Origin of the sequence: Desulfovibrio sp. (assembly GCF_019422935.1) — a bacterium.
GTDB lineage: Bacteria > Desulfobacterota > Desulfovibrionia > Desulfovibrionales > Desulfovibrionaceae > Desulfovibrio.
On the sequence record NZ_JAHZCJ010000002.1, the window covers coordinates 300,196 to 313,625 of the forward strand.

The 13,430-nt window shown below is 52.6% G+C and carries 7 protein-coding genes and 2 tRNA genes; 6 read left to right on the forward strand and 3 right to left on the reverse strand.

The genetic code is table 11. From position 1 onward, the window contains the following. Positions 1-152: 152 nt before the first annotated feature. The gene (locus tag QZ383_RS04455) at positions 153-2,009 is read left to right on the forward strand and encodes a DEAD/DEAH box helicase (protein ID WP_291443389.1); all 1,857 of its coding nucleotides are present in this window, start codon (positions 153-155) and stop codon (positions 2,007-2,009) included. Between the two features lie 303 nt (positions 2,010-2,312). Here QZ383_RS04455 and QZ383_RS04460 read toward each other — a convergent pair. Together QZ383_RS04460 and QZ383_RS04465 are read right to left on the reverse strand one after the other, a co-directional pair. Beyond that, positions 2,313-2,388: transfer RNA gene (locus QZ383_RS04460), tRNA-Lys, on the reverse strand. Between the two features lie 92 nt (positions 2,389-2,480). Further along, positions 2,481-4,235, reverse strand: a complete 1,755-nt coding sequence (locus QZ383_RS04465) for a glutamine--tRNA ligase/YqeY domain fusion protein (RefSeq protein ID WP_365861067.1) — start codon at positions 4,233-4,235, stop codon at positions 2,481-2,483. A 186-nt stretch (positions 4,236-4,421) separates the two neighbouring features. Here QZ383_RS04465 and QZ383_RS04470 point away from each other — a divergent pair. The 4 genes from QZ383_RS04470 to QZ383_RS04485 all read left to right on the forward strand — a co-directional run bounded on the left by QZ383_RS04470 (position 4,422) and on the right by QZ383_RS04485 (position 9,498). After that, positions 4,422-4,516, forward strand: a tRNA-Ser gene (locus QZ383_RS04470). A 319-nt stretch (positions 4,517-4,835) separates the two neighbouring features. Beyond that, positions 4,836-6,464 (forward strand): NAD(P)/FAD-dependent oxidoreductase, encoded by a 1,629-nt coding sequence (locus tag QZ383_RS04475; RefSeq protein ID WP_291443392.1) that lies wholly within the window; start codon positions 4,836-4,838, stop codon positions 6,462-6,464. A 1,155-nt stretch (positions 6,465-7,619) separates the two neighbouring features. Continuing rightward, positions 7,620-9,098, forward strand: coding sequence for a sulfatase-like hydrolase/transferase (locus QZ383_RS04480; RefSeq protein WP_291443394.1), 1,479 nt, complete (start codon positions 7,620-7,622; stop codon positions 9,096-9,098). Between the two features lie 37 nt (positions 9,099-9,135). Continuing rightward, a complete protein-coding gene (locus tag QZ383_RS04485; RefSeq protein ID WP_291443396.1) occupies positions 9,136-9,498 on the forward strand; it encodes a diacylglycerol kinase in 363 nt (120 codons plus the stop codon). A gap of 227 nt (positions 9,499-9,725) precedes the next feature. On the opposite strand, the gene QZ383_RS04490 is transcribed toward QZ383_RS04485, so the two are convergent. Further along, entirely contained in the window at positions 9,726-11,801 is a 2,076-nt protein-coding gene (locus QZ383_RS04490; RefSeq protein WP_291443397.1) for a diguanylate cyclase, read from the reverse strand. A 394-nt stretch (positions 11,802-12,195) separates the two neighbouring features. Between QZ383_RS04490 and QZ383_RS04495 the strand changes: the two genes are divergently transcribed. Further along, positions 12,196-13,230 carry a glycoside hydrolase family 99-like domain-containing protein gene (locus tag QZ383_RS04495; RefSeq protein WP_291443399.1) on the forward strand — a complete coding sequence of 345 codons (1,035 nt, stop codon included), beginning with the start codon at positions 12,196-12,198 and terminating at the stop codon, positions 13,228-13,230. The last annotated feature ends 200 nt before the right edge of the window (positions 13,231-13,430 follow it).

A 13,430-nucleotide genomic window follows, 5' to 3' on the forward strand; every position in this document is an offset into this window, starting at 1 on the left:
CAGAATCTCCATCCCTTGCGCGGGGCGGCTTCTGGGCTGTTTTTTTCAGTCAGGCCGCCGTCTGCCGCAATCTGGGGCTGATGGGGCATTGTGCATTGGCGTGTATGAGGCTATGGTACGCTACCAAGTAATTTTTTATGTACAGGAACAGCATGTCCCCATCGTTCGAAGATTTTCATTTGTCCCCGGAATTGTTGCAGGCCGTCAAGGATATGGGTTTTGAAGAACCCTCTCCTATTCAGGTGCTTGCCGTACCCTTTCTGCTGACTGGCCGCGACGCGGTAGGTCAGGCCCAGACCGGCACCGGCAAAACAGCCGCCTTTGGCATGCCCATTCTGGAAAAGCTCACACCCACAAGGGCGGTGCAGTCGCTGGTGCTTTGCCCCACGCGCGAGCTTGCCATCCAGGTTGCCGAAGAACTCAGCAAACTGGCCGCCCGCATGCGCGGCGTTGCTATTTTGCCCATATACGGCGGTCAGGCCATTGAACGCCAGCTCCGCGCTCTTGAACGCGGCGTGCAGGTGGTGGTAGGCACCCCTGGCCGCGTTATGGATCACCTCCAGCGCGGCACCCTCCGCCTGGGCGGCGCAACCACCATTGTGCTTGATGAAGCCGACGAAATGCTCGATATGGGCTTTCGCGAAGATATAGAAGCCATTCTGGAGCGGGTGCCCGCTGAATGCCAGCGCGTACTTTTTTCGGCCACCATGCCCCCGGCTATTTTGCAGTTGAGCAAGCGCTTTCTGCGTGAGCCGGAAATGCTGGCCATTGCCCAGAAAACCCTGACCGTGCCCGCCATTGAGCAGGTCTATTACGAAGTGCGCCCCCATCAGAAGATGGACGCGCTGTGCCGTGTGCTGGATGCCCAGGGATTCCGCAAGGCTCTGGTGTTCTGTTCCACCAAGCGCAGCGTGGACGAAGTGACGGCCCACCTGCAACAGCGCGGCTATCAGAGCGACGGCCTGCACGGCGACCTTGCCCAGTCGCAGCGCGACAGGGTCATGCAGCGTTTTCGCGGTGAGGGGCTGGACATTCTGATCGCCACGGACGTTGCCGCGCGCGGCATTGACGTGGACGATGTGGATGCCGTGGTCAACTACGACATTCCCCATGACGCAGAGCGCTACGTGCACCGCATTGGTCGCACCGGGCGTGCTGGCCGCGTGGGCAAGGCCTTTACCTTTGTGACCCTGCGCGAGCAGCACAAGCTGCGCGACATTATCCGGCACACCAAGGCCCGCATCCAGCAGGAACGCCTGCCCTCGTTGCGCGACGTTGCCAACATCCGCACATCGCGGCTGCTGGACGAAGTGCGCGCCACACTGACCGCCGGTGCGCTGGAAAGCTGCATGCAGATGGTGGAAGACTTTTTGTCCGAACAGTTTGCAGACGATGTGATCACCAGCCGCGATGTGGCCGCAGCCCTGCTCAAGCTGCTGATGCAGCGCGATTTTGGCGATGCCACCAACGTGCCGGAAGAAGACCCCCTGGCCGAAGCGCCCCGCCGCTTTGGTCGTGACAGTCGCGATGGCCGTGACGGGTTCCGTCAGGGCGACCGCGATGGCGCGCGCCCGCGCCGCAACGATGCCCCCATGACCCGCCTGCACATCAGCGTGGGCCATGCTCACAAGGTTTCGCCCGGCGAAATGGTGGGCGCCATCACTGGCGAATGCGGCATTGCTGGCCGCAGCATCGGCGCAATCAGCATCCAGAAGCATTTCAGCCTTGTTGAAGTGCAGAGCGAATTTGCCGATGACGTGTTGGCAGTCCTGAACCGGGGCGTGTTTATTGCCGGTACGCGCGTAACCGCCAAGCTCGACACAGGCGGCGGCTCGTTCCAGCGCAAGAGCTTTGGCCCCGGCGCCCGTGCACCGCGTGGCCCCCGCCCCGGATACCCTGCCCGCAATCAGCGCGATGGCGGTGGCAACGGTGGTGGCGGCGGTAAGCGGTTTACGCACCCCGATAAATGGGGCAGAAAACCGCGCGGCGCAGAAGACGACAGGGATTGATCTTTGTTGCTAGCAAAACGGCCCGTTGGCTCATAGAGCCGGGCCGTTTTTATTTCGTCTACGTGCCACTCCGCCAGATAGTCTGATGCGTGAGAACTGTCCCCGCATCCGCCAGTAAAATCACGCAAGCAGCGTGTGTGTTTTATACTACTGAAATATCTGGAAAATTGATCAGGAATCTGTCGGGAAAACTGACCGCCGGAGGGGCGTTCGCCCGTCTTTGGTGTAGAGTCTTGTATATCCCTTTGTATGTCCCAACGAAGAAAGGGCTTATGGCGGTTAGCCATAAGCCCTTAAAATATATGGTGGGTCGTGCGGGGATCGAACCTGCGACTCTCTGCTTAAAAGGCAGATACTCTACCTACTGAGTTAACGACCCGTAGAGACGCGGAATATAGCGACAGCCTTAGCAACTGTCAAGCGCGTCGTGCGACAAAATGCCGATCAAACCCATATTTGCTCAAAAAAACGCTATGCGCCCTTCTTTTCCAGCTTGGCCCAGGTGTCGCGCAGCGTGGTTGTGCGGTTGAACACGGGCTTGGCATCGGTGCTGTCCTTGTCCTTGCAGTAGTAGCCAAGGCGTTCAAACTGCATCTTGTCGCCAGCCTTGAAAGTAGCCAGGGCAGGTTCCAGCAGGGCCTCCACCTTTGTGAGCGATTCGGGATTGAGGTTATCCAGAAACGTCTTGCCCTCGGGCGCGGCATTGGGGTTTTCCACCGCAAAAAGCTGATCGTACAGGCGCACTTCTGCGGGGATGGCGTGAGCCGCCGACACCCAATGGATGGTTCCCTTCACCTTGCGGCCATCGGGGCTTTGCCCGCCCTTGCTTTCAGGGTCGTACACGCAACGCAGTTCAACCACGTTGCCCGCATCGTCCAGCACGGCCTCGCGGCAGGTGATGAAATAGGCGTAGCGCAGGCGCACTTCCGCACCCGGAGCCAGCCGGTGGAACTTCTTGGGCGGCTCAAGGCGGAAGTCGTCCCGCTCAATATACAGCTCGCGCGAGAACGGCACCTTGCGGCTGCCATAGGAGGCATCTTCCGGGTGGTAGGGCATGTCAAACTCTTCCACCTGGCCTACGGGATAGTTCTCAATAACCACCTTCACCGGGTCGAGCACGGCCATAACGCGCGGGGTATGCTCGTTGAGATATTCGCGCACGCAGAACTCGAGCATGGAATATTCCACGGTGGAGTCGGCGCGGGCCAGGCCGATGCGGGAGCAAAATTCGCGCAGGGCCTCGGGCGGAATGCCCCGGCGGCGCATACCGCTCAGGGTGGGCATGCGGGGATCGTCCCAGCCTGTAACGTGGCCTTCCTTCACCAGCTGGATGAGCTTGCGCTTGGAGAGCACCGTATAGGTGACATTAAGCCGCGCAAATTCGATCTGCTGCGGACGGTACGCGCCAAGGGTTTCGAGCACCCAGTCGTACAGTTCGCGGTTATTGATGAATTCCAGCGTGCAGAGCGAGTGGGTGATGCCCTCGATGGAATCGGACAGGCAGTGGGTGTAGTCGTACATGGGGTAGATGCACCACTTGTTGCCCGTGCGATGGTGTTCCGCATGGCGGATGCGGTACAGCGTGGGATCGCGCATGACCACGTTGGGCGAGGTCATGTCAATCTTGGCGCGCAGCACCTTTTGACCATCGCCAAATTCGCCCGCGCGCATTCGGCGGAACAGATCAAGATTTTCGTCCACGCCCCGGTTGCGCCAGGGGCTTTCGCGTCCGGGTTCGGTCAGCGTGCCGCGATATTCGCGGATTTCTTCCGCCGAGAGGTCGTCCACATAGGCCTTGCCCATCTTGATGAGCTGCTCGGCATAGTCATAGAGCTTCTCGAAGTAGTCGGAAGCGTAGAATTCGCGGTCGTCCCACACGCCGCCAAGCCAGCGCACATCCTCACGGATGGAATCAACGTATTCCGTTTCTTCCTTGGTGGGGTTAGTGTCGTCAAAGCGCAGGTTGCACAGCCCGCCAAACTCCCTGGCAACGCCAAAGTTAAGGCAGATGGACTTGGCATGCCCCAGATGCAGATACCCGTTCGGCTCTGGAGGAAAACGCGTGTGCACGCGATTGCCGAATCGGCCCGAAGCGTTGTCTTCGGTTATACGGGTGCGGATGAAATCCAGGCCGACTTTTGCAGTATCGCCAGCGGCGGCGCCTTCGGCAACTGTGGCGGGTGTCGTATCATTTTCGGGGGCCATAATGCGCTCCAATAGTTCCATTTAATGAGAAGTCCATAAAATTACGCCAAGCTGCGCCCCCGGTCAATGCGTGGCTGCATCAGCCGCACGGCCTGCGCGTGATGCCCTTTTATTCATAGATGGCAGAACATTCTTGACAGGTGCCGCCGTCTAGGCTAGCTTGCTTTTCTGCATTCTGGTTCGCTTAATTGCTGGCCTGATGCATGCGGAGAGGTGTCCGAGCCGGCCGAAGGAGCTCGCCTGCTAAGCGAGTATACGGGCTTAAACCTGTATCGAGAGTTCAAATCTCTCCCTCTCCGCCACATACGCAAGTAAAACGGCGAGTTACTGAAAAAGTAACTCGCCGTTTTTGCGTCTGAATGGGGTGAAACTCGGGGCAGCGCGGGGTGGCGTACATACCGCCATACATACTTTTGGAAAATTGCGACGTTTTTTAAAGCGCTGGGGCGGGGTCCGGGTCAACACATTGTCATTACTAAGTTAACTTTCCAATTGTACACCTCTGGTCCCAAGCGTATATGGAAAAAGTATTCGTACAGTTATCCTGAAATTCGATCTGTTTTTTCTTGCCGTGTTGTTTGTGGAATCTGCAACAGGAACGGTATTTTCAAGGAGAACACTATGAATCGCCGTTTTTTCCTTCAGCTTTCCGCTTTCGCCGCTGCCAGTTCATTAATCCACTGGAATTTTGCAGAAGCTGCCCCACCCCAGACACCAGGAACATACGATGCAGTTGTTGTGGGCGCGGGCTTGGGAGGGCTTGTTTGCGCCGCCTATCTATCCAGGCACGGGTTCAGAACCGCACTGATCGAGCAGTATGACATCCCCGGCGGTTATGCCACATCGTTTACGCGCGATACGGACAAGGGGACATTCCAGTGCGAGGTTTCACTGCATTCCTCGGTGCTTGCCTCTGGGGCAATGCGGACCCTGCTTGAGGAGCTTGGAGTGTGGAGCAACCTTACGTTGGTGCCGCATCCACACGCCTGGAACTCCCACTTTCCCGATTTTTCCATTGCTGTTCCCGCCAAATGCGGGCTGGACGGCTTTGAACGCCAGCTAGCGGGTTTGTTTCCGGCAGAGACCGCCGGGCTTGCCGATCTCTTCAAGTTATGGCGCGGCATAATGACTGAAACTGCTACCCTGGAAAAAGGCTTGCCCAACAGCGAGCAGTCACAGTTCCCTCGCCTTTTCCCCTCTTTATGGGCTATCCACGACAAAACCGTGGGTCAGGTTGTGAATGCATATATCCGCGACCCCAAGCTCAAAGCTGTACTGGAACAAAGCTGTGGATATTACGGCCTGCCGCCGTCGCAGCTTTCAGCGTTTTATTATTTTCAGCCAACTGGCGAATATATTGAGCAGGGAGGTTCATACATCAAGGGGACTTCGCAGGCTTTGTCCGATGCTCTGGCTAAAGCCATCACCGATGCGGGCGGCAAAACATTTTTTGGAACAAAGGTTGCGGAAATACTTGTTGAAAACGGCAGGGCTGTTGGTGTTAAGACCGATGACGGGCAGACGTTCAAGGCAAAAGCGGTGGTCTGTAATGCGAGCGCTCCGCAGGTTTTTGAAAAACTTCTCCCCAAGGGCATCCTGCCCAGGCAGGAACACGACCGATTGGCAGCCTACACATGTAGCCCAAGCAGCGTCATTGTGTGGCTTGGGCTCAACAAGAATATTACCGGGCAGTTCCCCAATCCCGAATCCAGCTATTATACGGGCTATGACCTTGACGCCGCCTATGTGCAAAGCATGAACTGCAACTTTGACCAATCGGGCTTCTCCCTGATGGCATACGACAATCTTATTCCCGGTTTTTCACCCCAGGGATGTTCAAGTCTCTGCATTGTCAGTCTGTGCGGTTATGGCGCATGGCAGGGGTTGGAAGCGGAGTACCTGAATGGTGGCAGTGCGGCCTATGAAAAAAAGAAAAAAGAAGTGACCGATCTGCTTATTGCGCAGGTGGAAAAGCTGGCAATTCCGGGGCTGTCCAAAATGATCATAATGCGCGACAGTTCCACCCCTCTGACAAATGTACGTTTTACGCTGAACACCGCTGGCGCTATTTACGGCTATAACCAAAGTGTGGACAATTCCTTTATGACGCGCCAACCCAACACCACATCTGTACCCGGCCTGTTCCTGGCCAGCGCATGGGGGAACCCTGGTGGAGGCTTTGGAGGCGCGCTGGGCGGCGGAAAATCCGCTTTTAGGGATGTGGCAAAGGCCCTGACCTCAGCCACATAACAGGCATACGCTCGCAATGACCCGTCCAAACTGACAGCTGGGGCCGCTTTGACATGCCTGCAACAACCGCAACAAGCAGCACGGTAAAAGGCTGACCCAAGCGGCCCCAGCTGTCTTGATGGGCAGCAGGACCTCTTCAGGCAGGTACGAATATACGTTGAGGAGTCTTGTCAAAAAATGGTGCTGCGCCAAAAGCTGACTTTTTTCTCTCAAAATATACGCTCGTCAGTATTCCGCAAACTACAACAACCTTTACTTGCCCGGCAGGGCTTCAGAGCAGTATCAATTCTGTTTATTCGGTGTTCTGCGGGATGCCATTACGGAGGCATTCGTTAGTACCGCGCATTCGCTAGCAGAAATGGCGCGCTGCCTCAAAGCAACCCGCCCTTTCTACTGGCACAGCCAAGCCTACCCTTCTGCCTCAGCCCCGTCACCGTGGATAGCTACATCCCCAACCACCCCTTCAATGACCCCGGCCAAGCGGCCAAGGTTGGGGGCAACGCTCCGCAGGTGAATATCAGTCGTGGGGGGGCCGCTGGTGACCCAGAAGTTGCTGGATGTCGGTCAACCCGGCCTATTGCGATTTCATCAGGCAATGGCGAAGAAATGCCGAATGGCGTGGAACCCGAGGGGGTCCCCAGCCTTCTCACAAAGCCGCTTCAGCATTAGCTTCATCGAGGGCTGCCGCATGGAGTATGGGGCCTGAGTAACCGGGTTAATGAACAACAAACCCCATATTGCCCGTAATTGACCTCTGTTCAGCCACTAAGACATGCAGCCAGACGAAAAGGAACATCTAGCGCCATTGCATAGCTGCCTATTTTTCGGAGGAATAGGGAGGCGTACATTGCGTTGGAAGATCTGCACGAGATTTTTCTTAAACCTACGGCGGGCCTTACCGACAGATATTTGAGCTACCACGCAGCAACAGTTCTGGGGGCGCAACCGGCAAACGTACTCGGGCGGGAGCATGAAAACTCCATGGCATCCATTTCAACCGTTGAACATGTTTTAGTGCTGCTTCAAACATCGTTTCGCCCCCATCCAAATCAAGTCAGGGGGCATCCGGTCGAAATAACGGCAACTCCATACAGCTCCGTTGACATCCCAGTGCTTGGCATATAGTGACTTTCGCCAAGATACTAGGAGGCAACCTTGAACATTCGCGCAATCAAAGAATGGATTCCATTCTTTTTCCTGGTATCCCTCACAGCAGGAATAAGCACACTTTGCCAAATCTGGAGCATCCACCCATCCGCCCCGATCATAGGAATTAACCTTCTGGCAAGTCTTGCCGTCCTTTCTTTTGCAAATAAAAAAGCTTGCGTCATTATTTTTTTATTGCAGTGCATATTGAGCATCATACTAACTTCTGCATCTTCCGCCCTAAAAGAACCACTTACCTTAACGGCCATTTTGAATGGGATGGACTATGCCCTTGATTTTGGAACGTCTATTTATATCTATATTCAAGTGTATATGGCATTGTTTTTTGCAATATGCCTAATACTTCAATTGCTTCTTGTTTATAGGATTAACTGGAACGTTAAAAGAACGAAAGTTGGTGTCATTTCCTTAATTGCACTGTTTTCAGTTTTTGCCATCAGCCTTACTTCTCTGCCATTGTCTGCATTTTGGCCAAATGAAAAGACGCAGCCTGGCGAAATTGTAAACTGGAATCCACCGGAAAGACGATCTTTACACAAGCGTGGCTATCTAACCACATATCTTATAGAACTTTTCACAGGATACACCTTAAGGGTCAAGCACCTTCAGCCAATTATGGATACCCCAAACGGAACTGAAGACATCCCTGCTTTAAAAGCAACGGGGAAGATTATCTTTATCCAGGTTGAAAGTCTTGACTACGATCTGCTTAACGCTACCGTAGGGGACGAATATGTGATGCCTTTTTTGCACGACCTGCAGAAAGCAGCGATAGTCATTCCCATTGACGGGGCAAAAAAGCTTGGATCTGCAAATTCCGACTTTGAAATATTCACAGGAAATATTGCATCATCGAACTATATACACTATACATTCACAAAAACATTTCCCAACTCTCTTTTGTCTGAAATATCAAAGAAGATTTCACCCTCTTTTGCTTTTCATGGAATGCCCTACTTTTATATGAACCAGGGGCCAGCATATACAGCCCAGGGCGTTGAGCACGTCTTATGCCTTGAAGAGATGCAGCGCGAGGGGATTACGCCGCGCCATATGTGGGGAGACGGAGTCATCGCCGATCAGGATATGTTTCCGCTTGCTTTGAGCAAAATTCCTCAAAGTGGAAACTTCTTTCAATTTATAATCACAATGAACATGCACACTTTTGAAAATCCACGTGATGTGTGCCCACAGATGCATTTTACTGCTGGCGATGATCACGCTTTTTATTCGTGCAGCAGATCGACAGATGATGCCATACGAGATTATATCACACAGATCCCTGCTGGCACTTTAGTGGCTATATGGGGGGATCATCGTTCGTATTCCAGAGATGGCGATGGGAAAATTCCATTCATTGCCTTCATCAAAGGCGAGGAGCACCCCTTTGATGGCTCTCACCTTCAGGGCCTGACTCGCAGCAAAATGCATTTCTACCTTGAAAAAATTATTCAACCACTCCTATAATCAACTGCAAGACGTATCAAATACAGGCTTTAATCTTATGAAAAAATTTATTGAATTAGTACGTCGGCGGCTTGTCTCCGCTACAAAATATTCCATTGATGGATTTGTCGACACTTTTCGCCATGAGGAAGCCTTTCGGCTAGAACTTCTTGTTTTTGTTGTTTTGATAGTTGTTCTTTTTTTTGTTCCATGGCCATTATGGAAAAAAATATTACTGCCAACAGGCTTTACACTCGTGCTTTTGGCTGAATTACTAAATTCAGCCATCGAAAACGTTTGCGACATAATTCATCCGCAGGAATCAAAGCTGGTAAAAGCCGCAAAAGACAAAGGCTCCATGGCGGTATTGATTGCCTTGATCGCAAATTTTTTCCTTCTTCTTGCTTTGATAATTGCTTAGCTGCCATATTATTGATGAACATTATTGCAAGCCAAACGGCTAGACAATTAACATATCGATAACCTTTGGCAACAGACCGATCCTCACTCTCTGCCACATACGCTTGTAAAACGGCGAGTTACTGAAAATGTAACTCGCCGTTTTTTCGTTCTGGATGGGCTTGAAATCGGGGATGGGGGGGGACACTGATTTACCACAGAGGCGTTGCGCTGCACTTAAGCCTGTCTTTAAGATGTTTCCACACTCTCACGTGGCCTGACAGGTGTCTCAATTCCCTTTAAAAAAGCAAAGTATTTGCCGTCTTCCTTGACCATGTGCTTCAGCACGAGGTCGTGTATTATGCATTGCAGCATTTGCACTGGAGACACCGGAGTTTCCGCATCCTGTTTGAGCAGACCCGCGCACTTTTGCAGCAATTCTTTGTGCCGGGCCACATGTTCGTCAACATCCGGGTATCCACTGCTGCGCAGCACCTTTTCTTCGTCATTAAAATGCTTTTCTACAATATGATACACGTCGTTAAACCGGGAATTGAAATCAAGAGCACCTCCCTCAGCGAGCACATGCTCAAGCAAGTTGTTCACAATGGAAATCAGCTCCATGTGCTGCCCGTCAAGCTCCGAATTGCCGGAAGCATACTCGCTGTTCCATAGCACCTTCAGTCCCCAGCTGTTCCCGTTGTGCATCTGGGCATACATCACTTCATCATCTGAACGGAATTTAACGCAGTTACGCCCTTCATGCTTTGCCAGATAGAGCTGTTCATCCGCGCGTTGCACAATCAGCTCGGGAGTAATGGATTGCTTGCAAAGGCACGACACTACCCCAACACTAACTGTCACCACACCGGCTACCTGGGATGCCGCATGGGGAATCCCGCACTGCATCACTGCCTTGCGTATGCGTTCGGCCAGGCTCACTGCGCCAAGAATATCGGTATCGGGCAACAGGCAGACAAATTCCTCTCCACCATACCGCGCTGCAAGATCCGTGGGGCGGTTAAGGCATTGCGCCACGGCTTGTGCAACAGCCTGAAGGCATTCATCACCCTTCACATGGCCATACGTGTCATTGTAATTTTTGAAAAAATCTATGTCCAACATGATGAGCGAAAGCGTTGCCCCAGAGCGGATGTGGCGATTGCGCTCATAGGCGAGCATGGCGTCAAAATGCCGCCTGTTGGAAATTTTTGTCAGGCCATCCTCGTTGGTCATGAGCTCAAGCTTGTGGTTGGATTCCGCGAGGGCTATTTCCGCGAGCTTGCGCTCCGTGATGTCTTCGTGCGCTACCACAACCATGCGCGGGCCGTCTCCGCAGAAAGGATTGACCCTGCCCAAAAACCAGCGCTTTTGCTCTGGCGAATGGCAGCCATATTCCATGGAGAACGTCTCAAGCTTGCCGTCAAGAACATCCCGAATGCCCTGGGCGAATGAATTGGCTTCCAGGGCGTTATCAACACACACGCCTTCGCAGACACGCAGATAATTTACCCCTTCGGAAACAAAATCCTGCGACATGCCATTTGCAACAGCAAAATCGCGCCAGGCCTGATTGACCAGCACAATCTCGCCTTCGGCGTTGATGAGGGCGATATTGGCGGAGAGACCGTTGAGCGTGGACTCCAAAAACTGCTTGGAAGAACGCAACTGGTCGGACAACCTCTGGCTCACCAACATAATGAGTCCTATTGTCCAAAAAGTGCTTGTGGTCATAAGAAGAAAATACGTTGCCGCCAAGGGGAAAGGGCTTGCAAATACGGCAAGCCACGGCCCGCCCCACCACGGAAGGACGGAAAAAGTAAAAAGCCACAACGTATTAAAAATAAATACGTATTTTAAAAATCTGGCAGGCAGCGCATGCTTACAGTTGCCACCAGCAACTGTAATGGCTGAAAATAACGAGAGGATGGAGCATGAAAAAGAAAGAAGCGTTCGCCGTAAAAATATACTACCTTCAATAAACGACAAATAACTCAGGGCAATCAACGACACAACAACTACAATGAGCACAGGTCGTAACAGTTTTTTATTTTCCACAAATTCCGCAAGGCCAATGTATATACACAAAAAGCAAAGCAAAAACGAAGCGGTATAAACAAATATTGCAATACTGGCTACTAAATCGACATCTCTGAACGAGTTCATGAAAAATCCAAAAACCATCAGCACGCTGCCTGCTATCCACCACTGAATCCCTTGCCCGCCCTTATTGATCCGATACTGGAGTATAAAGGCGACAAGCTGGGTGCCGCAGCACAAACCATAGCAAACAACTAAAGTTTTTATATCAATAAAATCAGCCATCTTACTGACACTCGCGATTGAGGGCTCATCGGCTTCGGTTCGCTTACATCAACACAGGGCTGACTGATTGTAAACAGCATAGTGCGACACGCAGATGTAACGCACACAACATTGAGCCTCTCTAACCAAATGCGGCTGTTGCCCGTGCAGCGATATTTTACCCAGCAAACATATCCGCGTGCGTTATTGTGTAAGGGTTTGCCGTGGAGCAACCCTTAACGACTGCCAGCCCGTTGTGCGCCTCAGCGCACTTTCGCATAGTGACTTTCAGGCTGCTTCGTGTTTCTGTGAAGTGAGTACCGTTACAATCAAGAGCTGGCCACCCCCGTACCGCTTGTTTTTCAGACAGTATGGGCGGGTTTTGACGATACGCAAAGAACTGTTATGGCAAAATATGATAAAAGCTGTCGCGTTCTATCTGCCGCAGTATCATGTTATTCCAGAAAATGACATCTACGGCAAAAATTTTACAGAATGGTGCAACGTCCAGAGAGCCATTCCTTTGTACGATGGGCATGCCCAGCCACATATTCCCCACAGTATTCTGGGTTACTATGATCTTACTGACGAAAAAATTCTGACAAAGCAGCATCATATTGCCTTGGATAACAACGTTACAGCATTCTGCTATTATTACTACAACATGGCTGGCCGCACACTTTTGGATGCGCCTTTGCACATCATCAACAAAAGTCGCCTGATACGAAACGAATTTTGCCTCTGCTGGGCACACGAATGCTGGTACGACAATACCCAGCCCAAGAGAATAAAACCGTTCATCGCGCAAGAATATTCGCCGGAAAACGCCAGAAAGATTATTCGCGATCTCGCGCAGTATTTTGACAATCCCCGCCATATCAGAATTGACGGCAAGCCCTTGCTGCTGGTCTTTGCCCCGGAGCGCAATCCCCGGATGCCCGAGTACAGCCAGATATGGCGCGAAGAAGCGTGGACCATGGGGCACACAGAACTTTGCCTGGCTGGCGTGGAATGTCACGTGGGGCAGCATCCCGCCAATCTGGGGTTTGACCTGATGGTGGAATTTGCCCCAAACCTGAACCCCGTGAATATGCTCTCCATTGCAGGAGAAGAACCCCGTCGCTTTGATTATGTCGCCACGGTGCAAGACATGCTGCTGAAAGAAACCCCCGATTATACGCGGCTGCGTTGCGCCTTTCCCGGTTGGGACAACACACCCCGTCGCGGCAGACACGGACTATCTTTTGAGCGCACTTCCGTGGATGTATTCATCGCCGCCCTGCGCACCCTGGCGCAGCATACCCGCGCACATCTGCCAGAAAACTTGCAATATGTTTTTATCAACGCCTGGAACGAATGGGGCGAGGGCTGCCACCTGGAGCCAGATCAAAAAGACGGCTTTGCGTATCTGCACGCGGTGCGCAGCGTCATGAACGAATTTAACGCCTAGCTGGCATTCCCATTGGAGAGGCATTTTACGATAGCAAAGGGGATTGGACAGTCCAAAAGATGGCTTGCCGCGATGCAGCCAGCCCTTTTCATTGCAACGCTAGCCTCCCTTTCGCCCGAGGGATCATCCCTGCGCAATGAATACGCCAAATAGTGTATAGATCGCCTTGCTTTCTGATAAAGCGCCCACCTGCGAGCCGA